Source organism: Pseudomonas sp. B414, from assembly GCF_055408445.1.
In genome coordinates this window covers 1-25,586 of sequence record NZ_JBUZTQ010000024.1, presented here as the reverse complement: position 1 = coordinate 25,586, position 25,586 = coordinate 1, and the positions used below count along the sequence as shown (strand labels likewise).

Annotated in this window: 34 protein-coding genes, 1 tRNA gene and 1 pseudogene; 24 read left to right on the top strand and 12 right to left on the bottom strand. The window is 55.6% G+C overall.

Going from position 1 to position 25,586, the window contains the following annotated elements; all coding sequences use genetic code 11:
• The first annotated feature begins 42 nt into the window (after positions 1-42).
• Genes ACZRMH_RS18560 through ACZRMH_RS18535 form a run of 6 tightly spaced genes read left to right on the top strand, consistent with a single transcriptional unit; the run spans position 43 to position 5,995 of the window.
• On the top strand, positions 43-1,599 hold the full coding sequence (locus tag ACZRMH_RS18560) for a sugar ABC transporter ATP-binding protein (RefSeq protein ID WP_464014662.1): 1,557 nt from the start codon (positions 43-45) through the stop codon (positions 1,597-1,599).
• The gene (locus tag ACZRMH_RS18555; protein ID WP_464014661.1) at positions 1,596-2,573 is read left to right on the top strand and encodes an ABC transporter permease; all 978 of its coding nucleotides are present in this window, start codon (positions 1,596-1,598) and stop codon (positions 2,571-2,573) included. Before ACZRMH_RS18560 ends, ACZRMH_RS18555 begins: the two co-directional genes overlap by 4 nt.
• Positions 2,574-2,576: 3 nt before the next feature.
• Positions 2,577-3,611, top strand: a complete 1,035-nt coding sequence (locus ACZRMH_RS18550) for a LacI family DNA-binding transcriptional regulator (protein ID WP_464014660.1) — start codon at positions 2,577-2,579, stop codon at positions 3,609-3,611.
• Between the two features lie 10 nt (positions 3,612-3,621).
• A complete protein-coding gene (rbsK, locus tag ACZRMH_RS18545) occupies positions 3,622-4,542 on the top strand; it encodes a ribokinase (RefSeq protein WP_464014659.1) in 921 nt (306 codons plus the stop codon).
• Positions 4,539-4,943 (top strand): D-ribose pyranase, encoded by a 405-nt coding sequence (gene rbsD, locus ACZRMH_RS18540; protein WP_464014658.1) that lies wholly within the window; start codon positions 4,539-4,541, stop codon positions 4,941-4,943. Before rbsK ends, rbsD begins: the two co-directional genes overlap by 4 nt.
• A gap of 23 nt (positions 4,944-4,966) precedes the next feature.
• On the top strand, positions 4,967-5,995 hold the full coding sequence (locus ACZRMH_RS18535) for a nucleoside hydrolase (protein WP_464014657.1): 1,029 nt from the start codon (positions 4,967-4,969) through the stop codon (positions 5,993-5,995).
• 17 nt (positions 5,996-6,012) lie between these two features.
• On the opposite strand, the gene ACZRMH_RS18530 is transcribed toward ACZRMH_RS18535, so the two are convergent.
• Positions 6,013-6,213, bottom strand: coding sequence for a hypothetical protein (locus ACZRMH_RS18530; protein ID WP_464014656.1), 201 nt, complete (start codon positions 6,211-6,213; stop codon positions 6,013-6,015).
• A gap of 170 nt (positions 6,214-6,383) precedes the next feature.
• Between ACZRMH_RS18530 and ACZRMH_RS18525 the strand changes: the two genes are divergently transcribed.
• Positions 6,384-6,689: a hypothetical protein gene (locus ACZRMH_RS18525; RefSeq protein ID WP_464014655.1), complete on the top strand. Its 306-nt coding sequence runs from the start codon at positions 6,384-6,386 to the stop codon at positions 6,687-6,689.
• A gap of 160 nt (positions 6,690-6,849) precedes the next feature.
• On the top strand, positions 6,850-7,158 hold the full coding sequence (locus ACZRMH_RS18520) for an I78 family peptidase inhibitor (RefSeq protein ID WP_464014654.1): 309 nt from the start codon (positions 6,850-6,852) through the stop codon (positions 7,156-7,158).
• Positions 7,159-7,219: 61 nt separating this feature from the next.
• On the opposite strand, the gene ACZRMH_RS18515 is transcribed toward ACZRMH_RS18520, so the two are convergent.
• Positions 7,220-7,432: a cold-shock protein gene (locus ACZRMH_RS18515; protein ID WP_003179963.1), complete on the bottom strand. Its 213-nt coding sequence runs from the start codon at positions 7,430-7,432 to the stop codon at positions 7,220-7,222.
• Positions 7,433-7,724: 292 nt separating this feature from the next.
• Positions 7,725-8,027: a hypothetical protein gene (locus ACZRMH_RS18510; RefSeq protein WP_464014653.1), complete on the bottom strand. Its 303-nt coding sequence runs from the start codon at positions 8,025-8,027 to the stop codon at positions 7,725-7,727.
• A 363-nt stretch (positions 8,028-8,390) separates the two neighbouring features.
• On the opposite strand from ACZRMH_RS18510, the gene thrS reads away from it, so the two are divergent.
• The 9 genes from thrS to ACZRMH_RS18465 all read left to right on the top strand — a co-directional run bounded on the left by thrS (position 8,391) and on the right by ACZRMH_RS18465 (position 15,835).
• Entirely contained in the window at positions 8,391-10,313 is a 1,923-nt protein-coding gene (thrS, locus tag ACZRMH_RS18505) for a threonine--tRNA ligase (RefSeq protein ID WP_464014652.1), read from the top strand.
• Positions 10,313-10,864 (top strand): translation initiation factor IF-3, encoded by a 552-nt coding sequence (gene infC / locus ACZRMH_RS18500; RefSeq protein ID WP_169916631.1) that lies wholly within the window; start codon positions 10,313-10,315, stop codon positions 10,862-10,864. The genes thrS and infC overlap by 1 nt, the downstream gene beginning before the upstream one ends.
• A 60-nt stretch (positions 10,865-10,924) precedes the next feature.
• A complete protein-coding gene (gene rpmI, locus ACZRMH_RS18495) occupies positions 10,925-11,119 on the top strand; it encodes a 50S ribosomal protein L35 (protein ID WP_002553160.1) in 195 nt (64 codons plus the stop codon).
• 29 nt (positions 11,120-11,148) lie between these two features.
• Positions 11,149-11,505: a 50S ribosomal protein L20 gene (gene rplT / locus ACZRMH_RS18490; RefSeq protein WP_003442184.1), complete on the top strand. Its 357-nt coding sequence runs from the start codon at positions 11,149-11,151 to the stop codon at positions 11,503-11,505.
• Positions 11,506-11,614: 109 nt separating this feature from the next.
• Positions 11,615-12,631: a phenylalanine--tRNA ligase subunit alpha gene (gene pheS, locus ACZRMH_RS18485; RefSeq protein ID WP_464014651.1), complete on the top strand. Its 1,017-nt coding sequence runs from the start codon at positions 11,615-11,617 to the stop codon at positions 12,629-12,631.
• Between the two features lie 26 nt (positions 12,632-12,657).
• Entirely contained in the window at positions 12,658-15,036 is a 2,379-nt protein-coding gene (gene pheT, locus ACZRMH_RS18480) for a phenylalanine--tRNA ligase subunit beta (protein ID WP_464014650.1), read from the top strand.
• A gap of 3 nt (positions 15,037-15,039) precedes the next feature.
• Positions 15,040-15,342, top strand: coding sequence for an integration host factor subunit alpha (ihfA, locus tag ACZRMH_RS18475; RefSeq protein ID WP_002553164.1), 303 nt, complete (start codon positions 15,040-15,042; stop codon positions 15,340-15,342).
• The gene (locus ACZRMH_RS18470; RefSeq protein ID WP_464014649.1) at positions 15,323-15,679 is read left to right on the top strand and encodes a MerR family transcriptional regulator; all 357 of its coding nucleotides are present in this window, start codon (positions 15,323-15,325) and stop codon (positions 15,677-15,679) included. Before ihfA ends, ACZRMH_RS18470 begins: the two co-directional genes overlap by 20 nt.
• 79 nt (positions 15,680-15,758) lie before the next feature.
• Positions 15,759-15,835, top strand: a tRNA-Pro gene (locus ACZRMH_RS18465).
• Positions 15,836-15,913: 78 nt separating this feature from the next.
• Here ACZRMH_RS18465 and ACZRMH_RS18460 read toward each other — a convergent pair.
• The 6 genes from ACZRMH_RS18460 to ACZRMH_RS18435 are packed head-to-tail and all read right to left on the bottom strand — an operon-like array spanning position 15,914 to position 18,528.
• Positions 15,914-17,077 carry a tyrosine-type recombinase/integrase gene (locus ACZRMH_RS18460; RefSeq protein WP_464014726.1) on the bottom strand — a complete coding sequence of 388 codons (1,164 nt, stop codon included), beginning with the start codon at positions 17,075-17,077 and terminating at the stop codon, positions 15,914-15,916.
• Positions 16,963-17,367, bottom strand: coding sequence for a hypothetical protein (locus tag ACZRMH_RS18455; protein ID WP_464014648.1), 405 nt, complete (start codon positions 17,365-17,367; stop codon positions 16,963-16,965). The genes ACZRMH_RS18460 and ACZRMH_RS18455 overlap by 115 nt, the downstream gene beginning before the upstream one ends.
• A 3-nt stretch (positions 17,368-17,370) precedes the next feature.
• Complete coding sequence (locus ACZRMH_RS18450) at positions 17,371-17,592, bottom strand: hypothetical protein (protein WP_464014647.1); 222 nt, start codon at positions 17,590-17,592, stop codon at positions 17,371-17,373.
• Positions 17,593-17,647: 55 nt separating this feature from the next.
• Positions 17,648-17,797, bottom strand: coding sequence for a hypothetical protein (locus tag ACZRMH_RS18445; protein WP_464014646.1), 150 nt, complete (start codon positions 17,795-17,797; stop codon positions 17,648-17,650).
• Positions 17,794-18,255: a hypothetical protein gene (locus tag ACZRMH_RS18440; RefSeq protein ID WP_464014645.1), complete on the bottom strand. Its 462-nt coding sequence runs from the start codon at positions 18,253-18,255 to the stop codon at positions 17,794-17,796. Before ACZRMH_RS18440 ends, ACZRMH_RS18445 begins: the two co-directional genes overlap by 4 nt.
• A gap of 3 nt (positions 18,256-18,258) precedes the next feature.
• Complete coding sequence (locus ACZRMH_RS18435) at positions 18,259-18,528, bottom strand: hypothetical protein (RefSeq protein ID WP_464014644.1); 270 nt, start codon at positions 18,526-18,528, stop codon at positions 18,259-18,261.
• 186 nt (positions 18,529-18,714) lie between these two features.
• On the opposite strand from ACZRMH_RS18435, the gene ACZRMH_RS18430 reads away from it, so the two are divergent.
• From ACZRMH_RS18430 to ACZRMH_RS18410, 5 genes are all read left to right on the top strand, one after another.
• Positions 18,715-20,031, top strand: coding sequence for an HNH endonuclease (locus tag ACZRMH_RS18430; RefSeq protein WP_464014643.1), 1,317 nt, complete (start codon positions 18,715-18,717; stop codon positions 20,029-20,031).
• Positions 20,032-20,120: 89 nt separating this feature from the next.
• Entirely contained in the window at positions 20,121-20,498 is a 378-nt protein-coding gene (tnpA, locus tag ACZRMH_RS18425) for an IS66-like element accessory protein TnpA (protein WP_464014642.1), read from the top strand.
• On the top strand, positions 20,495-20,839 hold the full coding sequence (gene tnpB, locus ACZRMH_RS18420) for an IS66 family insertion sequence element accessory protein TnpB (RefSeq protein WP_464014641.1): 345 nt from the start codon (positions 20,495-20,497) through the stop codon (positions 20,837-20,839). The genes tnpA and tnpB overlap by 4 nt, the downstream gene beginning before the upstream one ends.
• 35 nt (positions 20,840-20,874) lie before the next feature.
• On the top strand, positions 20,875-22,380 hold the full coding sequence (gene tnpC, locus ACZRMH_RS18415; RefSeq protein WP_464014640.1) for an IS66 family transposase: 1,506 nt from the start codon (positions 20,875-20,877) through the stop codon (positions 22,378-22,380).
• A gap of 3 nt (positions 22,381-22,383) precedes the next feature.
• Positions 22,384-22,965, top strand: coding sequence for a plasmid pRiA4b ORF-3 family protein (locus ACZRMH_RS18410; RefSeq protein ID WP_464014639.1), 582 nt, complete (start codon positions 22,384-22,386; stop codon positions 22,963-22,965).
• Between the two features lie 32 nt (positions 22,966-22,997).
• On the opposite strand, the pseudogene ACZRMH_RS18405 reads toward ACZRMH_RS18410, so the two are convergent.
• A pseudogene (locus ACZRMH_RS18405) lies at positions 22,998-23,141 on the bottom strand (phosphoadenosine phosphosulfate reductase domain-containing protein); the annotation flags it as partial.
• An 80-nt stretch (positions 23,142-23,221) separates the two neighbouring features.
• On the opposite strand from ACZRMH_RS18405, the gene ACZRMH_RS18400 reads away from it, so the two are divergent.
• Entirely contained in the window at positions 23,222-23,518 is a 297-nt protein-coding gene (locus ACZRMH_RS18400; RefSeq protein ID WP_464014638.1) for a hypothetical protein, read from the top strand.
• A 49-nt stretch (positions 23,519-23,567) separates the two neighbouring features.
• Complete coding sequence (locus ACZRMH_RS18395; protein WP_464014637.1) at positions 23,568-23,825, top strand: hypothetical protein; 258 nt, start codon at positions 23,568-23,570, stop codon at positions 23,823-23,825.
• Between the two features lie 54 nt (positions 23,826-23,879).
• Here the strand turns inward: ACZRMH_RS18395 and yejK are convergent, their stop codons facing one another.
• Together yejK and ACZRMH_RS18385 are read right to left on the bottom strand one after the other, a co-directional pair.
• On the bottom strand, positions 23,880-24,884 hold the full coding sequence (gene yejK, locus ACZRMH_RS18390) for a nucleoid-associated protein YejK (protein ID WP_464014636.1): 1,005 nt from the start codon (positions 24,882-24,884) through the stop codon (positions 23,880-23,882).
• A 182-nt stretch (positions 24,885-25,066) separates the two neighbouring features.
• A partial coding sequence (locus ACZRMH_RS18385) for an integrase core domain-containing protein (RefSeq protein ID WP_464014635.1) occupies positions 25,067-25,586 on the bottom strand: 520 nt, incomplete at its 5' end.

Sequence of the window (25,586 nt, the reverse complement as noted above, 5' to 3'; positions counted from 1 at the left end):
CGCAGGCACTTGCCCGATTGGGCAGGTGCCCGGAGAAATGTCATGTCTGCACCTGATGCCAGCGTGGTCCTCACGGTCAGCGGGATTGGTAAAACCTATACACAACAGCCGGTACTGGCAGGCATTGATTTGTCGCTGTATCGCGGCGAAGTGCTGGCCCTGACCGGGGAGAATGGCGCCGGAAAAAGTACCCTGTCGAAGATCATCGGCGGTCTGGAAGTGCCGACCCTGGGGCAAATGCAATTCAATGGCCAGGCTTACACCCCCGGCAGCCGATCGCATGCCGAGAAGCAGGGAGTGCGCATGGTCATGCAGGAGCTGAACCTGCTGCCCACCCTGACCGTGGCGGAAAACCTGTTTCTGGATAACCTGCCCGGGCATCTGGGCTGGATCAACCGCAAGCAATTGCGTAAAGCGGCGATTGAGGCCATGGCTCAGGTTGGCCTGGAGGCGATAGATCCGGACACCCTGGTCGGTGAGCTGGGCATTGGCCATCAGCAGATGGTCGAGATCGCCCGCAACCTGATTGGCGACTGCCATGTGCTGATTCTGGATGAACCCACCGCGATGCTCACGGCCCGTGAAGTCGAGATGCTCTTTGTGCAGATCGAACGGCTGCAGGCGCGTGGCGTGGCGATTGTGTACATCTCGCACCGGCTTGAAGAGCTGGCCCGTGTGGCGCAGCGCATTGCCGTGTTGCGAGATGGTTGTCTGGTGTGTGTCGAGCCGATTGCCGATTACAGCAGCGAGCAACTGGTTAATCTGATGGTGGGGCGTGAGCTGGGTGATCAGTTGGACTTGGGCGCACGCACCTTGGGGGACGTGGCGCTCAAAGTTTCTGCGATCAGTCGCTCGGACAAGGTGCGAGATGTCTCTTTCGAAGTCAGAAAAGGCGAAATTTTCGGTATTTCCGGGCTGATCGGGGCAGGGCGTACAGAGCTGCTGCGTTTGATCTACGGCGCGGATTTACCCGACAGCGGCACCGTTGCCGTCGGCGCGCCGGCGCAGGTGGTCAGCATTCGCTCGCCAGCCGATGCGGTTAAGCAGGGTATTGCCCTGATTACCGAGGATCGCAAGGGCGAAGGGCTGCTGCTGAGCCAGTCGATCAGCGCCAATATCGGCCTGGGCAATATGCATCAGGTCTCCAGGGGCGGTGTGGTTGACGGTCAGCAGGAGGCAGCACTGGCCCGGCGCCAGATCGACGCAATGGGCATTCGCAGCAGCGGCCCGGAGCAAGTAGTCTCGCAACTTTCCGGTGGCAACCAGCAGAAGGTGGTCATTGGCCGCTGGCTGGAGCGCGACTGTACGGTGCTGCTGTTCGACGAGCCCACGCGCGGGATCGACATCGGTGCCAAGTTCGATATTTACCGGTTGCTGGGCGAGTTGACACGTAAGGGCAAGGCGCTGGTGGTGGTGTCGAGCGACCTGCGTGAGTTGATGTTGATCTGTGACCGCATCGGTGTGCTGTCTGCGGGGCGTCTGATCGATACGTTTGAACGTGACAGCTGGAGCCAGGAGCAGTTGCTGGCCGCGGCCTTTGCCGGTTATCAAAAAAGAGATGCGCTGCTCACAGAAGCGGCGCCACAGGAAACCCTATGAAAACCACCCTCGCGCCGCGAAAAAACGCCCACAATTACTATGGCATGGGCACTTACCTGGGGCTGGCGGGCGCCTTGCTGGCCATGATCATTCTGTTTTCCAGCCTGAGCGATCACTTTTTCTCCTATGACACGTTAAGCACTCTGGCCAATCAGATCCCGGATCTGATGGTGTTGTCGGTGGGCATGACCTTTGTACTGATTATTGGCGGTATCGATCTGTCGGTAGGTTCGGTGCTGGCCCTGGCGGCATCCACCGTCAGCGTCGCGATTCTGGGCTGGGGCTGGAGCATCTTGCCTGCCGCCCTGCTGGGCATGGGCTGTGCGGCGCTTGCCGGAACCATTACCGGCTCCATCACGGTGGCCTGGAAAATCCCCTCTTTTATTGTCTCGCTGGGGGTACTGGAAATGGCCCGGGGCGCGGCCTACCAGATGACAGGCTCACGCACGGCCTATATCGGTGACGCTTTCGCCTGGCTTTCAAACCCGATTGCCTTCGGCATTTCCCCCGCGTTTATCATCGCCTTGCTGATTATCGTGGCTGCCCAGGCGGTGCTCACCCGCACGGTGTTTGGCCGTTATCTGATCGGCATTGGCACCAACGAGGAGGCCGTGCGCCTGGCAGGTATCAATCCAAAGCCCTACAAGATTCTGGTCTTCAGCCTGATGGGCTTGTTGGCCGGGGTGGCGGCACTGTTCCAGATCTCGCGCCTTGAAGCGGCAGATCCGAATGCCGGCTCTGGCCTGGAGTTGCAGGTAATTGCGGCAGTGGTGATTGGTGGTACCAGCCTGATGGGCGGGCGTGGTTCGGTCATCAGTACGTTCTTTGGGGTGCTGATTATTTCGGTACTGGCTGCAGGGCTGGCGCAAATCGGCGCGACGGAACCGACCAAGCGTATTATTACCGGTGCTGTCATTGTGATAGCAGTGGTATTGGACACATACCGCAGTCAACGTGCACAGCGACGGAACTGAGCAATGGCAACGATTAAAGATGTCGCGGCAATGGCAGGCATTTCCTATACAACGGTTTCCCATGTTCTGAACAAGACCCGCCCGGTGAGCGAACCGGTGCGGCTCAAGGTTGAGGAGGCCATTGCTCGCCTCGAATATGTCCCCAGTGCGGTGGCGCGCTCGCTCAAGGCCAAGACCACAGCCACTATCGGTTTGTTAGTGGCCAATAGCCTGAACCCCTACTTTGCCGAGCTGGCGCGAGGTATCGAGGACTACTGCGAGCGCAACAACTATTGCGTGATCCTGTGTAACTGCGACGACGACCCGGAAAAACAGAGCAGCTACCTGCGGGTGTTGCTTGAAAAACGGGTAGATGGCCTGGTGGTGGCTTCCGCCGGCGGTGATATGGGAATGGCCGGCGGGCTGGTCGGGGTGCGAACGCCAATGGTCATAGTCGACCGCAGTCTCGAGGGTGTAGAGGCTGATCTGGTGTGCATCGATCACGAATTGGGCGCTTACCTGGCTACCCGGCACTTGCTCGACCTGGGCCATCGTGCCATTGCCTGTATTGGCGGGCCGGCAATCACTCGTGTTGCGCAGTTGCGTATGGCCGGTTATCTGCGGGCTTTGGCCGAGGCGGGGGTTACGGCGCCCGGGCACTGGATGGTCGAGAGCGATTTCAGCAGTGTTGGGGGCTATCAGGCGGCAGTCGGGCTTCTGGAACACAACCCGCCATCGGCGATATTTGCCTGCAACGACATGATGGGTATCGGTGTGTTGCGCGCAGCTGCAGAGCGCAATATTCGTGTGCCGCAGCAGTTGTCGGTGATCGGTTTTGATGATGTGCAGATGAGCCGCTATGTGTACCCGTCGCTGACGACTGTCGGGCAGTCAATTGTGCAATTGGGCGAAATGGCCGCGCAGTTGCTGTTGCGCCGTATCGCATCGCCCGGACGTGCGGTGGAACAACGCATCGTCAAGCCCGAGATTGTGTTGCGCGAGTCCACCCGGGCTTATGTCGATGCAGCGTTCAAGTATCCCCAATCAATCACCGGATGAGTGTCGACACATGCAAGCAAATGTAGTGGTGGTTGGCAGCCTGAACATGGACCTGGTGACGCGTACGCAGAGGTTGCCGCGCCCGGGAGAAACGGTGTTCGGACAGTCCTTTGCGACGGTTCACGGAGGCAAGGGGGCCAATCAGGCGGTGGCAGCGTCACGTCTGGGTGCGGCTGTGGCCATGGTCGGATGTGTTGGCAGTGACGCCTATGGCTTGCAACTGCTCGACGGGCTGAAGGCTGACCGCATTGACTGTCAGGCCGTGCGTAGCGTACCGGGCAGTGCCAGCGGCGTAGCACTGATCACGGTTGCTGCTGACGGTCAAAACAGCATTGTGGTGGTGGCAGGCGCCAATGGCTGCCTGGAGCCTGAAGATATCAAGGCCGTTGATCAGGTTTTGCGAGGCGCCCAGGTGCTTGTTTGCCAACTTGAAGTGCCGATGCAAACGGTAGGTTATGTGCTCGGTCGCGGGCGCGAACTGAATAAAACCGTGATTCTCAACCCGGCCCCGGTCAGTGGCCCGTTACCAGGGCAGTGGTACGACGCGATCGATTACCTGATACCGAATGAGAGTGAGGCCTGGGCCCTGAGTGGCGTGGTGGTTGACTCTCTTGAGTCGGCAGAGCTTGCTGCCCGCCAGTTGCTCCAGCTGGGCGCGCGCAAGGTTATTGTCACCCTGGGTGCCCAGGGCGCGCTGTTTGTCAGTGCGCAGCGTGTTGCGCACTTTGCTGCGCCCAGGGTTGAAGCGCTCGATGCTACGGCGGCGGGCGATACATTTGTCGGAGGCTTTTCTGCCGCGCTGGCGGCGGGGATGGCTGAAGATGACGCTATTCGCTTTGCACAGGTTGCAGCAGCGTTATCGGTAACCCGTGCCGGTGCTCAACCATCCATTCCTGCGTTGCATGATGTTCAGGGTTTTAGCGCACCATGAAAAAAACACCACTGCTCAATATTGCCCTGTCGCGGCTGGTTGCTTCGCTGGGGCATGGCGATATCGTTGTGATCGCCGATGCCGGTTTGCCTGTGCCCAAAGGGGTTGAGCTGATTGATCTGGCCCTGACCCAGGGCGTGCCGGATCTTGCCAGTACGCTACGTACCCTGCTCAGCGAGATGCAGGTGCAAAACCATGTGCTGGCCCACGAGCTGTTGCTGGCACCATGCCCTGCGCTGTCATGCATTGAGGCGCTTGCCGGAAAAGGGGAGTTGGGTTCGCAGAGCCTGCTTTCCCATGAGGCTTTCAAGGAACTGTGCCTACGTGCAAAAGCGATTGTTCGCACAGGTGAGTGCCAGCCGTACTGCAATATTGCCCTGGTATCAGGCGTAATCTTTTAGATAAACACTACATGGAGTTGGTTATGCCGCTTTTTACCCGTTTGTTTCAGCCGTTGATCAGGAGTGTGGTTCTTTTGTCCGCCATTACGATGTCGAGTGTTCACGCAGCAGACAAGATTGATCTGATTATCGATACCGACCCTGGCGCGGATGATGTTGTGGCGCTGCTGCTGGCGCTGGCGTCACCCGAGCAGTTGAATGTGCGGGCGATTACCACCGTGGCAGGCAATGTGCGGCTGGACAAGACCTCGCGTAATGCCCGCCTGGCGCGGGAGTGGGCAGGGTGCGAAGACGTTCCGGTCTATGCCGGGGCACCAAAGCCGCTGGTACGTACCCCGATTTACGCCGAAAACATCCATGGCCAGGAGGGGGTGACCGGTGTGCCGGTGCATGAGCCTGCCAAAGGGCTTGAGTCGGCCAATGCGGTTAACTACCTGATTGATACCTTGCGTGCGGCCAAGCCGGGCAGCGTGACTATTGCCATGCTCGGCCCGCAGACAAACCTGGCCTTGGCCTTGATCCAGGCGCCCGATATCACCAAGGGCATCAAGGAAGTCGTCGTCATGGGCGGGGCCCATTTCAATGGTGGCAATATTACGCCGGTCGCCGAATTCAATCTCTATGCCGACCCCCATGCTGCAGAGGTTGTTTTGAACAGCGGTGTAAAACTGACCTATGTGCCCCTTGATGTCACCCACAAGATCCTCACCAGTGAGGCGCGCCTCAAGCAGATCGCTGCGTTGGGCAATACGGCCGGCAAACTGGTGGGCGATATTCTCAATGAATACGTGAAAGGCGACATGGTGCATTACGGCTTGCCGGGCGGGCCGGTGCACGATGCCAGTGTGATTGCCTACCTGCTCAATCCCGGGTTGTTTTCCGGGCGCGAAGTCAATCTGGTCGTGGACACCCGTGAAGGCCCCACTTTTGGCCAGACCATCCCGGACTGGTACAACACCCTCAATCAGCCGAAAAATGCCTTTTGGGTCGAAAGCGGCGACGCCCAGGGCTTTTTTGATGTGCTGACGGCGCGCTTGGGTCGCTTGAAGTAAGTTGAGCTCGCCCAGGCTCAGGTCAGTTTCGCTGGCTCAGTTTGTCGGTACTTTTCGAAAACCTGGCTGACAAAGGCTCGGGCAGCCTCTGTGCCGAGCTCTTTGACTAAAAGGTCGATGCCGATGATGGCCAGCTCTTCAGGGCTGCCCGGGCTGTAAGAGCACTGTCCTTGATGCCACTTGGCCTTGATATCTGCGTCGATGCTGACTGTTGTCATTGGAGGCTCAGTAAGAGGGGAAAAGTGAAAGGGCGATTTTAGCAAAAAGTCGCCCCGATGCTATCAAGAGACCCCAGTTAATCGTGTCATGGGTATTTTGATGTCTGAATTTGCCCATCCAGGCCTTGGCGCGTGCCACACTTGCATTTTTTTTCAGAGGTGCACGGACCATGCAAATTGATTTGAACGATCCTGAAGGGCTTACCCTTGCTTCGGTACGCCAGATGCTGGCTTCGGCCAGTGACGATGCTCATACGCAATTGCGGGTGAGTCGCGCAGGTTTTGCCTTCATTTCTTCTGGTGTGGTTGGTGGTGCCGATATTGACGGGCTGCTCTTTCGCCTGGAAACCTGGGCGGCAGGCTCGGGTTACGTCGGGAAGGTTGCGGCCAGTGATGAGGTCTGGGTGATGCAGATTTTTAATGCCTTGAAAGACAACTGGCCTAATCCGCCATTTGACTACATTGATGTGTACTGATTCTTACACATATTTGGCAATGATTAGAGGCGTGCGCTAAATGCCTGCTCGGGCAAACTGCCTGCGCGCAGGTCAAACAGAGGGTGCTGTCAGGCGCCATGCAACCTATGTGCGAAAAAGCTGTCGCAAAGGTTCAGACTTTTTACCTTAAGGAGGCTTCATGTCTTGGAAGCTAGTGTCATTGGGTTCGTTGTTGGCGGTCGTAGCGCTGTCCGGATGCAGTACGTCAGGTTCGGGCAGTGAGCCTGCAGCCGAGGCAGGGCATAGCCGCTGTAATGCCAATGCAGCCGCCTTTGTAATCGGCAAGAAGGCATCGGCCGAGCTGCTGGAGCAGGCTCGCGTCAAAGCCGGTGCGCAGAATGCGCGGGTCTTGATGCCCCACGACGTCATGACGCTCGAGTACCGCTCGGATCGTTTGAACCTGAACACGGATGACCAGGCGGTCATTACCCGCGTGAACTGCGGCTAGCGTTGTATCAGGACATAAAAAACCCCGTCACATGGACGGGGTTTTTTTGTTCGAAGGAGATTTACTCCGGACGAACCTGTGCAGCTTGCATACCCTTTTGGCCTTTCTCAGCCACGAAGGAAACGGTCTGGCCTTCTTTCAGGCTTTTGAAACCGTCGCTTTCGATAGCTTTGAAGTGTACGAACAGGTCGTCACCGCCACCTTGAGGAGTGATGAAGCCGAAGCCTTTTTCATCGTTGAACCATTTTACGGTGCCGGTTTGGCGATTAGACATGGTGTATCTCCAAGAAACTTATATTTTCAGTAGTACTGTGCTGCTCAGGCCAACTGGGCACACCGAGCTATCATAGTCGAAATGTGCGCTTTGGAACCCCCCCTGAACCACAGTTTGCTGCGATGTTAGCTTTGGTCTGTTGCTGGAAACGCTCGAAACCCCCGGATTACGGGGGCTTTAGGGTTTAAAAAGCTTGGAAAAAAAGCACTCGTGAATGAATATTTTTTACGCAAAAAATGGTTTCAGGCCATTTTTACCCTGAATCAGGCCCGAATTCGCTCTGCGTCAGGGGCTATTTTTTCGCCCGGCAAGCCTGGATTGCGTCCAGAGCCTTGGTTCGAAGCTCTGCACTTGGCTGGGTAGTCTTGCTCATCAGTTGGGTGATTTCGGCAGTTGTGAACTTTTCGGACAGTTTGTCCGCGCCGCATGCACAGTGTTGTTGGGCGGTCTTTACGTCGACACTTTGGCTTGCCGCAGCTACGCAGTCCTTCATGTAGTCGTTTTTCGCACCGGCTGGCCAGTTGTCGGCCTGGGCGCTCAGAGGTAACAGCATTGCCAGGGGTGCTGCGAGGGCGAGTAAGCGGATCGTGCGCATAAATTGCTCCTTGTAAGCAGTAAAACCGAGTGTGTATCACTGAGTATGTGAAAGGTTAGTGCAGCTCAAGTTCACCACTTTGTAAAAAAGCCCGCTTTATTTTGCATGCGGGGCAGGGTGCGTAACAGGCAGCGTACATCTGTGCTAGCATGCCGCCCTTGGCTTTTTCTGCGTTTGCATGCTCGCTGAGTTGCAATCCAGAGCCATCAACCCTATTTATTTGAACTCCAGTCACTCTGGTTCGGTTTCCGGTTGGCCGCAAGGCTCCTGCCACTGTGAGGCAGGCATACCACCGAATCGCGTACTGGCTCATCCCAACCCACGTGACCTTTGGTAGGGGTCACCACTAGGAGAGGAGGCGCCATGCCAACTATTACTCTTCCCGACGGCAGTCAACGTTCTTTCGATCATCCAGTATCTGTAGCCGAGGTAGCCGCTTCTATTGGCGCGGGCCTGGCCAAAGCTACCGTGGCCGGCAAGGTTAACGGCAAGCTGGTTGATGCCTGTGACCTGATCGAGCACGACGCCACCTTGCAAATCATCACACCCAAGGATGAAGAGGGGCTGGAAATCATTCGTCACTCTTGCGCCCACTTGGTCGGCCATGCGGTTAAGCAACTGTTCCCTACGGCCAAAATGGTCATCGGTCCAGTTATCGACGAAGGTTTTTATTACGATATCGCCTATGAGCGTCCGTTCACTCCGGATGACATGGCCGCTATTGAAAAGCGCATGCAGCAGTTGATCGAAAAAGATTACGACGTCATCAAGAAAGTGACGCCGCGTGCCGAAGTGATCGAGTTGTTCGCCGAGCGCGGTGAAGACTACAAGCTGCGTTTGATCGAAGACATGCCGAACGAACAGGCCATGGGTTTGTACTTCCATGAAGAGTACGTCGACATGTGTCGCGGGCCTCACGTCCCGAACACGCGCTTCCTGAAGTCGTTCAAGCTGACCAAACTGTCGGGCGCCTACTGGCGTGGCGATGCCAAAAACGAGCAATTGCAGCGTATTTACGGCACAGCCTGGGCTGACAAGAAGCAGCTGGCAGCCTACGTTCTGCGTATCGAAGAAGCTGAAAAGCGCGATCACCGTAAAATCGGCAAGCGCCTTGGCCTGTTCCATACCCAGGAAGAAGCGCCGGGCATGGTGTTCTGGCACCCGAATGGCTGGACCCTGTACCAGGTACTTGAGCAGTACATGCGCAAAGTACAGCGCGACAATGGCTACCTGGAGATCAAGACTCCTCAGGTGGTTGATCGCAGCTTGTGGGAAAAGTCCGGGCACTGGGCCAACTACGCCGACAACATGTTTACCACTCAGTCGGAAAGTCGCGACTACGCGATCAAGCCGATGAACTGCCCTTGCCACGTGCAAGTGTTCAACCAGGGGCTGAAAAGCTACCGTGAGCTGCCGATGCGCCTGGCCGAATTCGGTGCCTGCCACCGTAACGAGCCGTCGGGTGCCCTGCACGGCATCATGCGCGTACGTGGCTTTACCCAGGACGATGCGCACATCTTCTGTACTGAAGAACAGATGCAGGCCGAGTCCGCTGCCTTTATCAAGCTGACCCTGGATGTCTACGCCGACTTCGGCTTCAAGGATATCGAACTGAAGCTGTCGACTCGCCCTGAAAAGCGTGTGGGCTCCGATGAGCTGTGGGATCGCGCCGAAAGCGCACTGGCTTCTGCCCTTGACAGCGCGGGTCTGCCGTACGACTTGCAGCCGGGTGAAGGTGCCTTCTACGGACCGAAGATTGAATTTTCTCTGAAAGATTGTCTGGGTCGTGTCTGGCAGTGTGGTACCCTGCAGCTCGATTTCAACCTGCCGATCCGTCTTGGCGCAGAATATGTGTCCGAAGACAACAGTCGTAAGCACCCGGTTATGCTGCACCGTGCGATCCTTGGGTCGTTCGAACGTTTTATCGGTATTCTGATCGAACATTACGAAGGTGCGTTCCCTGCGTGGCTTGCGCCGACACAGGCAGTGATCATGAATATCACTGACAAACAGGCAGATTTTGCTGCTGAAGTTGAAAAAACTCTCAATCAGAGCGGATTTCGTGCCAAGTCTGACTTGAGAAATGAAAAGATCGGCTTTAAAATCCGCGAGCATACTTTGCTCAAGGTTCCTTATCTCTTGGTTATCGGAGATCGGGAAGTCGAGATGCAGACTGTCGCTGTGCGTACACGTGAAGGTGCTGACCTGGGCTCGATGCCCGTCGCGCAATTCGCTGAATTCCTCGCACAAGCGGTTTCCCGGCGTGGTCGCCATGATTCGGAGTAATTATTATTAAGCGTGAAATGAGACAAGATAAACGAGCTGCACCGAAAGCCCCGATCAACGAGAATATCTCGGCACGCGAGGTTCGGTTAATTGGGGCTGAAGGCGAGCAGCTTGGGATTGTGTCAATTGAAGACGCGCTTCTTAAAGCTGAAGAGGCCAAACTGGACTTGGTGGAAATTTCCGCTGATGCAGTACCCCCAGTTTGTAAGCTGATGGACTACGGCAAATCTATCTTCGAAAAGAAGAAACAGGTTGCTGCTGCAAAGAAAAACCAGAAACAGATTCAGGTTAAAGAAATCAAGTTTCGTCCAGGGACGGAGGAAGGGGATTACCAGGTAAAACTGCGCAACCTGGTACGTTTCCTGAGTGATGGGGACAGGGCCAAGGTATCGTTACGATTCCGCGGCCGTGAGATGGCCCACCAGGAGCTGGGTATGGAACTGTTGAAGCGGGTTGAAGCTGACCTTGCGGAATACGGTACCGTCGAACAGCATCCTAAGATGGAAGGACGCCAGCTGATCATGGTCATCGCCCCGAAAAAGAAGAAGTAATCAATTGGGCACGGCAGGCCTTCTGATTATGTTTATCAACTGAATGCGGAGTATCCGAACATGCCAAAGATGAAGACTAAAAGTGGTGCTGCTAAGCGGTTTCTGAAAACTGCTAACGGTATCAAGCACAAGCACGCTTTCAAGAGCCACATCCTGACCAAAATGTCGACCAAGCGTAAGCGTCAACTGCGCGGTAGCAGCTTGCTGCATCCGTCTGACGTGGCAAAAGTCGAGCGCATGCTGCGCCTTCGTTAATTTTTGGTTAAGACTAGAGGAAGTAACTCATGGCTCGTGTAAAGCGTGGCGTTGTCGCCCGTAAACGTCACAAAAAAATTCTGAAACTGGCTAAAGGCTACTACGGCGCACGCTCACGCGTATTCCGTGTTGCCAAGCAAGCGGTAATCAAGGCAGGCCAATACGCCTACCGTGACCGTCGTCAGAAAAAACGTCAGTTCCGCGCTCTGTGGATCGCTCGTATCAACGCTGGTGCACGTATCAACGGTCTGTCTTACAGCCGTTTCATCGCCGGCCTGAAAAAAGCTTCCATCGAGATCGACCGTAAGGTTCTGTCTGATCTGGCAGTGAACGAAAAAGCGGCGTTTGCTGCGATTGTCGAGAAAGCTAAAGCCACTCTGGCTTAAGTACCCCCGACAGTCACTTGGGCTTGCCTGTGTAAGCCCAGGTGCTAAACGTCATAAATAGGGGAAGAGCCTTCAAGCTCTTCCCCTATTTTGTATCTGGAGTCTGTACATGGAAAACCTGGATGCGCTGGTCTCTCAAGCACTAGAGGCTGTGCAAAGCGCTGAAGATATCAATGCCCTGGAGCAAATCCGGGTTCAATACCTTGGCAAAAAAGGTGAATTGACTCAGGTGATGAAGACCCTGGGGAATTTGCCGGCTGAAGAGCGTCCGCAAGTCGGTGCGCTGATCAACGTTGCCAAGGAGCGTGTCACAGAGGTTCTCAATGCGCGCAAGGCACTGTTTGAAGAGGCCGACCTGGCCGCCAAACTGTCTGCCGAGTCCATTGACGTAACCCTGCCTGGCCGTGGCCAGACCTCAGGCGGTCTGCATCCGGTGACCCGGACTCTGGAACGTATCGAGCAGTTCTTCACCCATATTGGCTACGGCATTGCCGAAGGCCCTGAGGTCGAAGACGACTACCACAACTTCGAGGCGCTCAACATCCCAGGCCATCACCCGGCCCGGTCGATGCATGACACCTTCTATTTCAATGCGAACATGCTGTTGCGCACCCATACCTCTCCGGTACAGGTCCGCACCATGGAATCCAAAAAGCCGCCGATCCGCATCGTCTGCCCAGGCCGTGTGTACCGTAGCGACTCCGATATTACCCATTCGCCGATGTTCCACCAGGTCGAAGGCCTGCTGGTCGATCGCGATATCAACTTCGCGGACCTGAAAGGGACCATCGAAGAGTTCCTGCGGGTGTTCTTCGAGAAAGAACTGGCCGTGCGCTTCCGTCCGTCCTACTTCCCGTTCACCGAGCCTTCCGCAGAAGTGGATATGGAATGCGTGATGTGCAGCGGTAAAGGCTGTCGTGTCTGCAAGCAGACCGGCTGGCTGGAAGTCATGGGCTGCGGCATGGTCCATCCGAACGTACTGCGCATGTCCGGGATCGATCCGGAAGAGTTTTCGGGCTTTGCCTTCGGCATGGGCGTTGAGCGTCTGGCCATGCTGCGTTACGGCGTGAACGACTTGCGTCTGTTCTTCGACAACGACTTGCGGTTCCTCGCGCAATTTCGCTAGTCGTAACGAATTCTTAGGAGAGCAGGATGAAATTCAGTGAACAATGGCTGCGTGGTTGGGTAAACCCGCAGGTAGGTCGCGACGAGCTGGTTGCCCGTCTGTCGATGGCCGGTCTTGAGGTCGACAGCGTTACGCCGGCCGCCGGTGTATTCAGTGGCGTGGTGGTGGGCGAGGTGCTGAGCACCGAGCAGCACCCGGATGCCGACAAATTGCGTGTATGCCAGGTCAGCAATGGCGCAGAAACCTTCCAGGTCGTTTGCGGAGCGCCTAACGTGCGTCCAGGCCTGAAGATCCCGTTCGCCATGATCGGTGCCGAACTGCCAGGCGACTTCAAGATCAAGAAAGCCAAGCTGCGTGGCGTCGAGTCCAACGGCATGCTGTGCTCGCAAGCAGAGCTGCAAGTGGGTGAAGGCAATGACGGCCTGATGGAGCTGCCGGCCGATGCGCCAGTGGGTCAAGACATCCGTGTCTACTTGGACCTGGAAGACGCCAGCATCGAAGTTGACCTGACTCCCAACCGTGGCGACTGCCTGTCGCTGGCCGGTCTGGCCCGTGAGGTCGGCGCGTTGTACGCAGCACCGGTGAGCCGTCCTGTAGTGGCGGTAGTTCCGGCTGTGCATGACGAAGTCCGCTCTGTCGAAGTGCTTGCTCCTGCCGCTTGCCCGCGTTACCTGGGGCGTGTGATCCGCAATGTCGACCTGTCCCGCCCGACGCCGCTGTGGATGGTTGAGCGCCTGCGTCGCGCCGATGTGCGCAGCATCGATGCCGCTGTCGACATCACCAACTATGTGATGCTGGAGCTGGGTCAGCCATTGCACGCGTTTGACCTTGCCGAAATCAATGGCGGCATTCGCGTACGCATGGCTGAAGAAGGCGAGAAGCTGGTACTGCTCGACGGCCAGGAAGTTACCCTGCGCAGCGACACGCTGGTGATTGCAGACCATACCCGCGCCCTGGCCATTGCCGGCGTAATGGGTGGCGAGCACAGCGGTGTGACCGACACGACCCGCGACATCTTCCTTGAAAGCGCTTTCTTTGATCAGATCGCTGTCGCTGGCAAGGCTCGTTCCTACGGCCTGCACACTGACGCATCGCACCGCTACGAGCGTGGCGTGGACTGGAAACTGGCCCGTGAAGCCATGGAGCGCGCCACTGGCCTGCTGCTGGAAATCACTGGCGGCGAAGCCGGCCCGATCATCGAAACCGTTAACGAACAGTACCTGCCATCGATTGCGCCGATCACCTTGCGTGCCGCGCGTATCAGCCAGATGCTGGGCATGGAAATGGACTCGGCCGAAATTGAGCGACTGCTCAGTGCCCTGGGCCTGACCGTTGCCGCTGAAGGGGCAGGGCAGTGGCGCGTAGAGGTGCCAAGCCATCGCTTCGATATCAGCCTGGAAGTTGACCTGATCGAAGAACTGGCGCGTCTGTACGGCTACAACCGCTTGCCGGTTCGTTACCCGCAGGCCCGCCTGGCACCGCAAGCCAAGGCCGAAGCGCGTAGCGACCTGCCTGAGCTGCGTCGCCTGCTGGTAGCCCGTGGTTACCAGGAAGCGATCACTTACAGCTTTATCGACCCGAAACAGTTCGAACTGTTCAGCCCGGGCGTTGAGCCGTTGCTGCTTGCCAACCCGATCTCCAACGACATGGCTGCCATGCGTGCCTCGCTGTGGCCCGGCCTGGTCAAGTCGTTGCAGCACAACCTCAATCGCCAGCAAGATCGTGTTCGTTTGTTTGAAAGTGGTCTGCGTTTTGTCGGCCAGCTGGAAGGTCTCAAGCAAGAGCCGATGCTGGCGGGTGTTGTCTGCGGCAGCCGCTTGCCCGAGGGCTGGGCCCAGGGCCGCGATGTGGTTGACTTCTTCGACGTCAAGGCTGATGTAGAAGCTGTGCTGGGTTTTGCCGGTGCACTGGATGCATTCACCTTCGTGCCGGGCAAGCACCCTGCGCTGCACCCGGGGCAGACCGCGCGCATTGAGCGTGATGGTCGCGAAGTTGGCTTTGTTGGTGCCATCCACCCTGAATTGTCAAAACACCTGGGTCTTGACCGTCCAGTGTTCGTTTTCGAGCTGGTTCTGGCCGAAGTGGCACTGGGTAAAATGCCTAAATTCCACGAGTTATCGCGTTTTCCTGAAGTGCGACGTGATCTTGCGTTGTTGGCGGATCGTGATGTTGCAGCCAGTGCGGTACTGGATGTAATTCGTGAAAATGCAGGCGAGTGGCTCACAGACCTAAGGCTATTTGACGTTTACCAGGGTAAAGGTATTGATCCGCATAGAAAAAGCCTTGCAGTTGGCTTGACCTGGCAGCATCCATCGCGCACTCTTAATGACGATGAGGTGAATACCACGACACAAAACATCCTCACCTCGCTTGAAAAAAGGTTGAACGCCACGTTAAGGAAGTGACGTATGGGGGCTCTGACGAAAGCTGAAATGGCGGAACGTCTTTATGAAGAGTTGGGCCTGAACAAACGAGAAGCCAAAGAATTGGTGGAATTGTTTTTCGAAGAAATCAGGCACGCTCTTGAAGACAACGAGCAAGTCAAATTGTCCGGTTTTGGCAATTTTGACCTGCGTGACAAGCGACAGCGGCCTGGCCGCAATCCGAAAACGGGAGAAGAAATCCCGATCACGGCTCGCCGTGTGGTCACTTTTCGTCCAGGGCAGAAGTTGAAGGCCCGAGTAGAGGCTTATGCTGGAACCAAGTCATAACGACGAGCTCCCGCCGATCCCTGGCAAACGCTACTTCGCCATAGGCGAAGTCAGCGAGCTATGTGCGGTAAAGCCGCACGTGCTGCGCTATTGGGAGCAAGAGTTTCCTCAACTCAACCCTGTGAAGCGTCGCGGAAATCGCCGGTATTATCAGCGCCAGGATGTGCTGATGATCCGGCAAATTCGTGCTCTTCTTTATGATCAAGGGTTCACCATCGGAGGGGCGCGCTTGCGACTTTCCGGTGATGAAGCCAAAGACGACACCACGCAATACAAGCAATTGATCCGTCAAACCATCTCCGAATTGGAAGATGTTTTGCTGGTTCTCAAGAAATAATCGAAGCTTTAAAAATACTTCCGTATTTCAAAAGCTTAAGGTATATTTCTCGACGTTCTAGCAAGTTTTAACGCCTAGTCGGGGCGTAGCGCAGTCCGGTAGCGCACTAGCATGGGGTGCTAGGGGTCGAGTGTTCGAATCACTCCGTCCCGACCATATTTTTCAATGACTTAGCCCAACTTTCGCGAGTTGGGCTTTTTCATGTGCGTGACTTTTGCGTGACTTCTCCAAATTTTAAGCCTGCCTTCTCTTCAGAATCGTCAGCACCGGCCCACGTGAGTCAGTTGCTGACACCTTATTTGCAGCTTCTATCAGATGCCCCAGCTCGGCGCCGGAGTAGTGACTGGTGATGCTGCCGTTCTTGTGCCCGAGCAATGCCTTGCGGTCTTCCTCGGTTACGCCTGCTGCCCGAAGCCGCCGGCCAAACGTGTGTTTCAAGTCGTGAATCCGGATCGACTGATAGCCAGGGTGAGCGGGGCGAAGATTTTCCTCCTGCCAGAGTTTCGCCGCTCTCACCCGCGCCTTCTTCCAAGCTGAGTCATTCATCCGGTGCATTGCGGTGCCGTTGTAGGGGAATACCCATTCCTTGCTGATACCGCGCTGCTTCTCAATGATCGACTTGGCCACGTTGTTGAGCACCACCAGGCGCTCATCACCGTTCTTCACTCCCGACCGCTCATGCCGGCCGCCAAAATCTGCGGGTATCAGAAACACACTGGTACCCAGCTCCGGTACCGCAATTTCCCAATCCCATTTCAACTTGCACACCTCCTGCTCGCGACAGCCCGTGTTCACCTTGAACAAGGCCATCGTCTGCAAGTGGGCGGGCAACTCGCCAAAAAGAATCGACTGCTCTTCCCAGGACATAGGATAGGGCTTGCGGCTCGATTTCTTCTCTTCCAGTTTTGTGAGCATTGGCACGCTGTCCAGCCACGGCCGCCGCTCATCATCCCGCCACTTGCGTGCGCACAACGTCAAAACCCGTACTACACGCTCAATCGAAATGTTCACAGTTCGGTTGGCCACACCTTTCTTGATCTTCCCGTCTGGCAGCTTGTAGGTTGCCAGGCGGTCTTTGATGAAGGGCTCAAGCGCCTGGTCATCAATGTGAGTCAAAGGCATATCACCGATAAAGGGGTCGAGCTGCGAAAGGTGGTGAGCTGACAACTTTATCGATGGCTGATCGCGAATCTCCAGAAGGAAACGCATGGCTGCGTCCCGCCACGTTCTCACCTGTCTGACGCCATACACCTTCTGCTGCCGGATCTGTTCCAGCCTGTGGATCAGGTACCGCTCTGCTTCTTCCCGTTGACTAGTTCCAGTACTTTCGTAAAGTCGTTCGCCGTTGATTTTCTTGTCGATATGCCAGAGCCCGTTCCTTTGGGAAAGGCCCGTGATGGTTTTGCGCGCCATGTTGATTCTCCGATCTGACGCTCGCTGCGGGGCAATTGTTGCTCCGATGCGCCATTTTTATCAATTGCCCTGGATTCGACGTAGGAAGAGGCCCACTCATCGAGCTCCAGCCGGTCAAAGCCAACACCGCGCTCGCCAATAGGAAACTCACTGACGTAGGGGCGGACTATTTCGTTAAACAGGGCCAGGTTCATGCTGAGGTAGTCCGGTGCTTCACCGGCGCGCATGAACCGCGGTTGGATCAAGCTTTTACGGGCTACATTTTTGGCTGCCATACATCACCTCCCCACCGGCGGTGTTTTGCGAATTACATAAATGACGATTGAGGCGCCTGCAACCATCCACAGCGCGGTACCGCTAAATGCGCCGAAAAGCGCGATATCTGAGTCATGGTTCATCAGTGCCGGCATGACGAAGAAGAACCAGGCAACGCTCGCGATTAGGTAGAGCGTGGCAAACAGCAGGAACAGGCAAAGTCGCCCGGTGCTGATTGAAGGCATAGAGGAATCCTCCCCGCCGATTGCCGGCAGGCTGGTTGAGTTGAGAAGTTTGGGTTTACAGCTGCCGCTTGAAGTCAGTGCAGCGCACGATGACCGTGCTGGTGTCGCGCTGAATCGGCGGCATAGCCTTGAAGGGAAGGGCGCTGCAGTCGCGGCGGGCGTGCTGGCAGGCGCAGCACATGCGGCCTTTGGGATGGTGGGTCATGGCGTTACCTGCTGGCTACCGAAGCGCCCCAGTAGCTCTTGCTCAAGCTGCGCAGCAAGGGCGTCGTAGTCGTCGATCCGAGCTGTTCGCATAGACTTGTTTTGCTCGTCAAAGCCGCTCGGAACGCCGTGTTCTTCCCACCATTTGCGGGCAAAACGGAACACGTCCATGGTCGCTTCGGTGTGATATGCGTAGGCATTGCCTGGGCGCCCATGCCATTGCAAAGCACCGATTCCAATAAGGGCTTTCAGGCGGCGCGCAAGATGACCCTTACTCAGCGATATGCCGAGGGCTCCGCGACCGACCATGCTCAAGTATTGGGAGTAAAAACGATCCTGATCGCTGTCACCTTTGAGCCCTTTGCTGCCACCAATGTAGTTGTCGATCACACCCCTGGCGGTTCTTTTGACCTGCGCCCGCCAGATGGCTTGCAGTATTTCTGCGTCGGTTACCTTCATGGCTTAACCCTCCGTGCCGATGAGATAAGTCGGCTCAGTAGCTTCTGCCAGCCACTGACGCAGACACCCGCACTCAGCGTACGGAGGATCTTCGTCTACCCACTGCTTATTGAGTTTCGCTTCATCGACCAGCTCAACGTCCCAGTCCACGTAGCTCGACGGGTCGTCACCGTTCATTTCAGCCAATACTTTGCGGGCTTCGTCTTCATTGGTGGCGGCGACATAATCTGAATCGCCGACTTGGTAGCACTTCAAGGCTGTTTCTTCAGGCATGACTTCGTCCTTGCCGCTGCAGCGGCTGGTTTGTGAGTGGGGACGTGGCTAATTAGTAGGTTTGTGCTGATTTCAGCGTCCGATGTAAGTCAAACAGTCATGAGATATGTTGGTATCGAGGCAGAATGATATTGAAATGCCATCCTTCTGCTTTAAACTCTCTTCTTCACGAAAGAGAGAACAAACATGGACGCACACAAGATTGATGCTTTAAAGCTAGAAGCGCAGCGCGTTGCCCTAGAACGCTTCGGTGCTACTTCATCTGCTGAGATCGAATCGATTCTTGCGGTGCTGTCTTACGAGCAGACCTTGTTCCAAAAACATGGCAAGCGACAGCGAGCTGCTTACACATGGCGCATGCTGCAGGAGCACGGAATCATTGCAGGCGTCGAAAGAGTCGTAACTAGGGAGGCTGAAACGCAAGGCTACAAAGCTCTCACCAGCCTTGGCTTGAAGGAGTTTGCTTTTGAGGCCGTTGTGTCTAGGCACCCGGGTATTTTCTCTCCTAAGGCGGTAGAGAGTTCAAAATCACGTATACGTGATTTTGAAGAGGACTTAGCCTCGCCACATAATTACTGGTGGGTAAACCATAAACAGACCTTTAAAGCCGAGTTTGACGGCGGCTATATTTGGTCGCCGAAAGCCAATGCAAATGGTGCTCGCAACAAAACATATGACAATCTGACTCAAGTGGAGCCCGGAGATATTGTTATCTCTTACGCGGATGGGCTTATCAAGGCAATCGGTGTTGTCAGCAAGCGTCACTCTGAGTCTTTAAAGCCAGAGGCCTTTGGGTTGGCAGGTGCCAACTGGGCTGATAGCGGGTGGTTGGTGCCAATAGAATGGACTTCGTTGCCTTTGCCTGTTGCGCCTAAAGCACACATTGCCCATATCCAACCGTTACTGCCGCAGAAGCATTCTCCTTTGCAGGCTAATGGTAATGGGAACCAGGGTTGCTACCTTGCTGCTATTTCTCCAGTGCTAGGCCGTTTGATTCTTAATATAACCGGGGAACTGAGCCCTGATGCGGTAGAGGCTGTTCAGGACGCTACGCAACAGATAGAGACAGACCTCGCTGAAATTGAAATCCTGACTGCTGAAGAAATTCCTGAGGCAGAGAAGGATCAACTGATTCGGTCTCGTCGCGGGCAGGGGGTTTTTCGGCAGCGAGTTTTGCTGATCGAGTCGCAGTGCCGGCTCACAGGTGTTGCCGATCAGAGCTTTCTGATCGCCAGTCATATTAAGCCGTGGAAAGACTGTGCCAATGCTGAGCGACTGGATGGAAGCAACGGCCTGATGTTGGCTCCTCATATCGACAAGCTATTTGATCGTGGATGGATTTCTTTTAACGACAAGGGTGACCTGCTTTTTGCCCCAGGTGCTGAAAATGTCATGGCAGCATGGAATATCGACGCAATCAAAAATGTTGGTCAATTCCGCCCTGAACAATTCCACTACCTTGCTTACCATAGAAGCAAAGTTTTTAAGGGGGGCAAGGCCTGAAAGACCGTAACCGTCCGCCCAGTACCCACTCCTGAACGCCCTCAAAACTCTCCAAGATAGTGCCCACTATTTTTTTAGTGGACACTACATTGGCTACGTCTCTTTATCCGCGTCGACCCGGTCGGCGACCCAACTTCCCAGCGGAGTTCAAACGTCAGGTCGTTGAAGCAACGCTTCAGCCTGGCGCATCCGTATCGATCATTGCTCGTGAGCATGACGTCAATGCCAATCTGGTATTTCGATGGCGCCAACAATATCAAGACGGGGTGTTCGGCCCGGTAAGTCACGCAGCAACGCTGCTGCCTGTCCAAGTAATCGAGACGCCCGCCGATGTACCTCCAGCCGTTTTGCCGCAGATCGAACCCGTTTCCGAGATCGTTATTGAGACAGGAAAAGTCAGGCTGCGCATCATTGGCGCTCCCGATCCACAGACGGTGCAACTCGTCTTGCAGCAGTTACTGCGATGATTGCCCCACCTGCAGGTACTCGTATCTGGATCGCCGCCGGCGTTACGGACATGCGCCGTGGATTCGATGGACTGGCAGCCCTGGTGCAAACTCAGCTGGAAGCAGATCCGTTCTCTGGCCATATTTTCGCTTTCCGTGGGCGGCGTGGCGATCGAATCAAGCTGCTGTGGTGGGACGGTGACGGGCTGTGTTTATTCTGTAAACGCCTGGAGCAAGGGCGCTTTGTCTGGCCGCAGGCGAGCAGTGGCAGCGTGTCGCTCACGACTGCGCAGTTGTCGATGCTTTTAGAAGGGATTGATTGGCGTAGGCCAATTCGCACTGCCCCTGTCTTTGTGGTCTGACTGACTGCGCTGACAAAAATCAGTAGCATCCGGGCATGACTGACGCGACCGACTCCTTGCCCAATAATCTTCAGGTCTTGAAGGCTCTGATCGCTGCCCAGCGCGCAGAGATTGAGCGCCTGAAGATGATGATCGCCAAGCTTCGTCGCACGCAGTTTGGTCGCAGTTCTGAGCAACTGGACACAATGATCGACCAGCTTCAGTTAGGTCTTGAAGAGTTGCAGATCAGTCAGGCCGAACTGACGCCTCCAATCGAACCGACACCTCGCGCAGTCTCTCGGCGCAAGCCATTACCTGAGCACCTGCCACGCGAAATCCATATGCATCAACCTGACTCGCAATGCGGCGGTTGCGGTGGTGCGCTGCGTTATTTGGGTGAGGACGTGGCAGAAATGCTGGAGTACGTGCCGGCCCGGTTCAAAGTAATTCGGCACGTGCGGCCCAAACTGGTCTGTGGCTGCTGCGAGCATATAGCCCAAGTTCCCGCGCCCAGTCGACCTATTGCTCGCGGCCTTGCCGGGCCTGGGCTGTTGGCGCACGTGCTGGTGTCGAAATTTGTCGATCATTTGCCGTTGTACCGCCAGTGCGAGATCTACGCCCGCGAGGGCGTAGATCTGGAGCGCTCCACGCTCGCCGACTGGGTGGGTCAGTGCAGCCAGTTACTTCGGCCGTTGATCAACGCGCTTGAACGTCACGTGATGAGCGGCCATAAAGTTCATGCCGACGACACGCCAATTGGCGTGCTTGCGCCGGGCAACGGCAAAACCAAAATAGCTCGCTTGTGGACATACGTGCGAGACGACCGGCCTGCCGGTTACACAACACCTTCAGCTGTCTGGTTCGCCTATTCACCGGATCGTAAAGGCCAACATCCGCAGACTCACCTCAAGGACTTCAGCGGCATTTTGCAAGCTGACGGCTACGCAGGGTTTGCTCAGTTGTATGCGACGGGCGCGATTCAGGAAGCCGCATGCTGGGCCCATGCCCGCCGCAAGTTTTATGACGTATATAAAGACCTTGCCTCACCACTGGCCGGCGAAGCGTTGCAGCGAATTGCTGCCCTGTATGCCATCGAAAGCGAGATTCGCGGGCAACCACCAAACCTGCGAAGAACTGTTCGGCAAAGCCGGGCAAGCCCATTGCTGAAGCAATTAGAGGCCTGGCTCAACCAGACGCTGGCTCAAGTGTCGAAAAAATCGACATTGGGCGGTGCAATCCTTTATGCGCTCAATCGGTGGCAGGCGCTGACGCGCTATTGCGATGACGGCCGCATCGAAATCGACAACAACGCGGCAGAGAGGGCGCTGCGCGCCGTCGCTTTGGGTCGCAAGAATTATTTGTTCGTCGGCTCGAATGCTGGCGGTGAACGAGCGGCGGCTATTTATAGCTTGGTCGGTTCGGCGAAACTCAACGGTCTGAACCCGCAAGCTTATTTGACACATGTCCTGGAGCGCATCGCTGACCACCCGATCAACCGCGTCGACGACCTGCTGCCCTGGAACGTTTCTCTTAACTCTGTCGAACACTACGAGGCTGCTTGACCCATGCCAAAAACCTCTCGTCTGGCCCTGCTTAAAACCGACCAAGCTCTAATACTACACATCGAATTCAAGTGGATAAAACCATCAATCTGGCGGCGGGTAGCGGTGTCTGAAAACATCACATTGTGCAAGTTGCACCGTGTTATTCAGGCCGTATTTGGCTGGAGCGACACGCACCTGCACGAATTTGAAATTGATGGCGAAAGTTATGGTGTACCGGATCCGGGATGGGGCCCGGAGGTGGTTTCAGAGCAGCGCAAAAAGCTTATTAGCGTGTTGAACGGGAAGAAGACGTTTCGCTATGTCTATGACTTCGGTGACAACTGGGAGCTGCGCATTAAAATCGAAAAAGCCTTGCCTGCGATTATTTTCCCGCAAGTGCCGTACTGCATCGATGGTGCCAATGCACGCCCGCCGGAAGATATTGGAGGGGCACCTGGGTATGAAGATTTCCTGGCTGCATTGGCGGATCCAAATCACCCTGAGCACGACGCAATGTCGGAGTGGTATGGGGATGATGGGTTTGATCCGACGATGTTTGACTGCGACTGGGTCAATCAATGGTTGAAGCAGGCGAAGGTCTGATCAGCAAGAGGGTGTTGGGCGGACGGTTACGAATGTTCTTTTCCGGTGTTGGCGAACGTGACGATCAGATCGTTCAAGTGATGGTTGTTGTCCAGCACCTGGCGCAGCATGTATGCGCTGGTCCGCCCGCCGGAGAAGCTCACGACGGTCGTCCCTGAGATTTTATAAGGCGACATGGGATCCTCGCCGGCTGGCGTGATTCGTAGAAGTGGGGTATTTGTGTTCGGCCCGACATGGAGTCGGAATGGAGTAACTAATGACCCAGGATGAATTTGTTCGGCGTGCATTTAATGCCGCTGCTGCGATGTCGAGCGAGCCTGCATGGGCAAATCATGTCATTGCTGTAGATGACCGCTTCATACGCCTAAAGAATGGCAAGAATGTGAATGCAGCCTGTCTGGAGCGCATGTATCCAGACCTACTTGAGGTCAATCTAGCGGCGTCATCTGCGAACCCGATCATCATGGAAGCAACCAAAGGGCAGGGTTGCGTGAATGTCCCGATGCGCGAGATTGCGAGGCGCATCAGAGTTGGAGCTGGCATGCCTACCTGATATGGGGTATCACGGGTGACTGGTATGGGGCCGGATCAAGGAGATTTATATGGTTGACGTTGTTGAAATTGTTCTTGAGCTTGAGGCGTCAGGTTTCATCAATGGCGGGACGATCACTCGCGGGCGAGTTGTTCGGCGCATCCCAAGTGGAGAACTGATCTGCCAAGTAGATGGTGGTGTTAGGGGTGTTGCAGAGCCTAGTGCGGCCTTTGAAACGGTTGAAGACGCCCGTGATGCGATAATTTCCTACTGGGGTCAGTGCAATAAAGCGCTTGAATCCAACTTTTGGAAACCGAAAGCGCGGTAGATAGACGTCTTTCAGGCGCCGGCACTCATCAAGTGCGCGGCGTATCGATAGGTGTCAGGCAGAGGCACGCTTGAGCTGATCAGCGAGCTGAGTTGGCAGGCCGCGCAAAATAAGAGTTCCTGCCTCCTGGTCGAACTCGATCTTGGAGCCAAGCAGGTGCTGCTCGAAGCTGATTGACATACCTTCAGCCCGCCCGGTGAAGCGTCGGAACTGGTTCAGGGTGCGCTTATCGGCTGGAATCTCCGGCAACAGGCCGTAGTCCTTGTTACGGATGAAGTCGTAGAAGGCTTTCGGCCGGTCTTCGTCGATCAGCTCAGACAGTTCGTTGAGAGTGATCGGTTCGCCAATCTTGGCCTGGGCCATTGAGTAGCTGACCAGCGCCTGAGTCTTTTCGCGGGCGCTGTCTTCGTGCAAACCCTCAGCAGTTACAAAGTCGCTGAATGCCTTGAGCAGAGTTCGGGTTTCACCTGGCCCGTCGACGCCTTCTTGGCAGCCGATGAAGTCTCTGAAGTAGTCGGTTGCTTTGCGGCCCTTCGAACCTTTTAGGTACGAAATGTACTGCCGCGACTTCGGGTTGATGCGCCATTCCGAGATATTGATCCGGGCTGCCAGGCTGATGTTGCCGAAGTCCAGATGCTTGGAAGGCGTGACGCTGAGGTCAGCATTCACGGTGACCCCTTCGCTGTGCTGGAGCAGGCCAACTATCAGGTAGTCGGTCAGGCCTTGCTGGTAGTGGGCCAGCAGAACATGCCCACCAACACTCAGGTTTGATTCTTCCATGAGCTTTTGTAGGTGCTCGACAGCAGTGTGGCTGAACTCAATAAATTCGCCGCCATCGATGTAGGTCTGCAACCAGCCGCTGAAAGGGAAGGCGCCAGAGTGAGCATGAAAGAAGCCCCAGGCCTTGCCCGTCTTGGCGTTGTAGGCAACGTTCAGATCGTGCAGCAGGTTTTCAGTGGCCTGCGATTCGGCCAGTTCGGTGCCGCTGACGTGCAAAACTGCGGGGGAGCCATCTGGCTTCTTGTCGATCTGGTGGATGATGCTGTGGCGAATAGGCATGGGTTTACCTCGGGATGGCGCCGCCGTCCGCGACCGGATGCAGCGTAGTTATTTATCGTTTGTGACATTCAGGCGTGACAGTCACAGAAGGCGGATGAACTCCGCCAATTGCTGATCAGTTGTAGAAGTTCAGACTTGATCTGACAGTTACCGGATTTGCGGTCATGACTGTCAGGTCAAATTCAGTTGATCATCTTGGCCTGCCAGATTTTCTTTCCATCCTCAAATGTCTCAGCCGGCGTCCGGCCACAACACATTTTTCCCTGATGAGTCCGTTCATCATTGTAGTGGGTCATCCAGTGGTCAAGATCGACCTGCAACTGCTCCATGCTTTGGTAGATCTTTTTCCGGAAAGTGACCTGGTAAAACTCTTGCAATATCGTCTTGTGGAAGCGCTCGCAGATACCGTTGGTTTGCGGTGAGGCCGCTTTCGTCCGAGTGTGTTCAATGTCGTTCATGGCCAAGTAAAGCTGGTAATCATGCTGCTCTAGCTTGCCGCAATACTCCGTTCCACGATCTGTCAGAATCCGCAGCACAGGGACGTTTTGCTCTGTGAAGTACGGCAGCACTTTGTCGTTCAACAGGTCTGCGGCTGTGATTGGCGTCTTCGTTGTATAGAGTTTGGTAAACGCGACTTTACTGTAAGTATCAACGAAGGTCTGTTGATAAATACGGCCTACGCCTTTCATAGTGCCGACGTAA

What these genes read in the sequence shown, in the direction of transcription:
- ACZRMH_RS18560 (WP_464014662.1), top strand. Translation starts at nt 43, where the DNA reads ATGTCTGCACCTGATGCCAGCGTGGTCCTCACGGTCAGCGGGATTGGT.
- rbsD (WP_464014658.1), top strand. Translation starts at nt 4,539, where the DNA reads ATGAAAAAAACACCACTGCTCAATATTGCCCTGTCGCGGCTGGTTGCT.
- ACZRMH_RS18455 (WP_464014648.1), bottom strand. Translation starts at nt 17,367, where the DNA reads ATGGCAGCCAAAAATGTAGCCCGTAAAAGCTTGATCCAACCGCGGTTC.
- yejK (WP_464014636.1), bottom strand. Translation starts at nt 24,884, where the DNA reads ATGCCTATTCGCCACAGCATCATCCACCAGATCGACAAGAAGCCAGAT.
- ACZRMH_RS18530 (WP_464014656.1), bottom strand. Translation starts at nt 6,213, where the DNA reads ATGACAACAGTCAGCATCGACGCAGATATCAAGGCCAAGTGGCATCAA.
- ACZRMH_RS18430 (WP_464014643.1), top strand. Translation starts at nt 18,715, where the DNA reads ATGGACGCACACAAGATTGATGCTTTAAAGCTAGAAGCGCAGCGCGTT.
- ACZRMH_RS18555 (WP_464014661.1), top strand. Translation starts at nt 1,596, where the DNA reads ATGAAAACCACCCTCGCGCCGCGAAAAAACGCCCACAATTACTATGGC.
- ACZRMH_RS18450 (WP_464014647.1), bottom strand. Translation starts at nt 17,592, where the DNA reads ATGCCTTCAATCAGCACCGGGCGACTTTGCCTGTTCCTGCTGTTTGCC.
- pheS (WP_464014651.1), top strand. Translation starts at nt 11,615, where the DNA reads ATGGAAAACCTGGATGCGCTGGTCTCTCAAGCACTAGAGGCTGTGCAA.
- rbsK (WP_464014659.1), top strand. Translation starts at nt 3,622, where the DNA reads ATGCAAGCAAATGTAGTGGTGGTTGGCAGCCTGAACATGGACCTGGTG.
- ACZRMH_RS18535 (WP_464014657.1), top strand. Translation starts at nt 4,967, where the DNA reads ATGCCGCTTTTTACCCGTTTGTTTCAGCCGTTGATCAGGAGTGTGGTT.
- tnpC (WP_464014640.1), top strand. Translation starts at nt 20,875, where the DNA reads ATGACTGACGCGACCGACTCCTTGCCCAATAATCTTCAGGTCTTGAAG.
- ACZRMH_RS18410 (WP_464014639.1), top strand. Translation starts at nt 22,384, where the DNA reads ATGCCAAAAACCTCTCGTCTGGCCCTGCTTAAAACCGACCAAGCTCTA.
- rpmI (WP_002553160.1), top strand. Translation starts at nt 10,925, where the DNA reads ATGCCAAAGATGAAGACTAAAAGTGGTGCTGCTAAGCGGTTTCTGAAA.
- tnpB (WP_464014641.1), top strand. Translation starts at nt 20,495, where the DNA reads ATGATTGCCCCACCTGCAGGTACTCGTATCTGGATCGCCGCCGGCGTT.
- ACZRMH_RS18445 (WP_464014646.1), bottom strand. Translation starts at nt 17,797, where the DNA reads ATGACCCACCATCCCAAAGGCCGCATGTGCTGCGCCTGCCAGCACGCC.
- ACZRMH_RS18400 (WP_464014638.1), top strand. Translation starts at nt 23,222, where the DNA reads ATGACCCAGGATGAATTTGTTCGGCGTGCATTTAATGCCGCTGCTGCG.
- ihfA (WP_002553164.1), top strand. Translation starts at nt 15,040, where the DNA reads ATGGGGGCTCTGACGAAAGCTGAAATGGCGGAACGTCTTTATGAAGAG.
- ACZRMH_RS18440 (WP_464014645.1), bottom strand. Translation starts at nt 18,255, where the DNA reads ATGAAGGTAACCGACGCAGAAATACTGCAAGCCATCTGGCGGGCGCAG.
- ACZRMH_RS18435 (WP_464014644.1), bottom strand. Translation starts at nt 18,528, where the DNA reads ATGCCTGAAGAAACAGCCTTGAAGTGCTACCAAGTCGGCGATTCAGAT.
- ACZRMH_RS18470 (WP_464014649.1), top strand. Translation starts at nt 15,323, where the DNA reads ATGCTGGAACCAAGTCATAACGACGAGCTCCCGCCGATCCCTGGCAAA.
- pheT (WP_464014650.1), top strand. Translation starts at nt 12,658, where the DNA reads ATGAAATTCAGTGAACAATGGCTGCGTGGTTGGGTAAACCCGCAGGTA.
- rplT (WP_003442184.1), top strand. Translation starts at nt 11,149, where the DNA reads ATGGCTCGTGTAAAGCGTGGCGTTGTCGCCCGTAAACGTCACAAAAAA.
- ACZRMH_RS18510 (WP_464014653.1), bottom strand. Translation starts at nt 8,027, where the DNA reads ATGCGCACGATCCGCTTACTCGCCCTCGCAGCACCCCTGGCAATGCTG.
- ACZRMH_RS18550 (WP_464014660.1), top strand. Translation starts at nt 2,577, where the DNA reads ATGGCAACGATTAAAGATGTCGCGGCAATGGCAGGCATTTCCTATACA.
- ACZRMH_RS18525 (WP_464014655.1), top strand. Translation starts at nt 6,384, where the DNA reads ATGCAAATTGATTTGAACGATCCTGAAGGGCTTACCCTTGCTTCGGTA.
- thrS (WP_464014652.1), top strand. Translation starts at nt 8,391, where the DNA reads ATGCCAACTATTACTCTTCCCGACGGCAGTCAACGTTCTTTCGATCAT.
- ACZRMH_RS18520 (WP_464014654.1), top strand. Translation starts at nt 6,850, where the DNA reads ATGTCTTGGAAGCTAGTGTCATTGGGTTCGTTGTTGGCGGTCGTAGCG.
- ACZRMH_RS18395 (WP_464014637.1), top strand. Translation starts at nt 23,568, where the DNA reads ATGGTTGACGTTGTTGAAATTGTTCTTGAGCTTGAGGCGTCAGGTTTC.
- ACZRMH_RS18515 (WP_003179963.1), bottom strand. Translation starts at nt 7,432, where the DNA reads ATGTCTAATCGCCAAACCGGCACCGTAAAATGGTTCAACGATGAAAAA.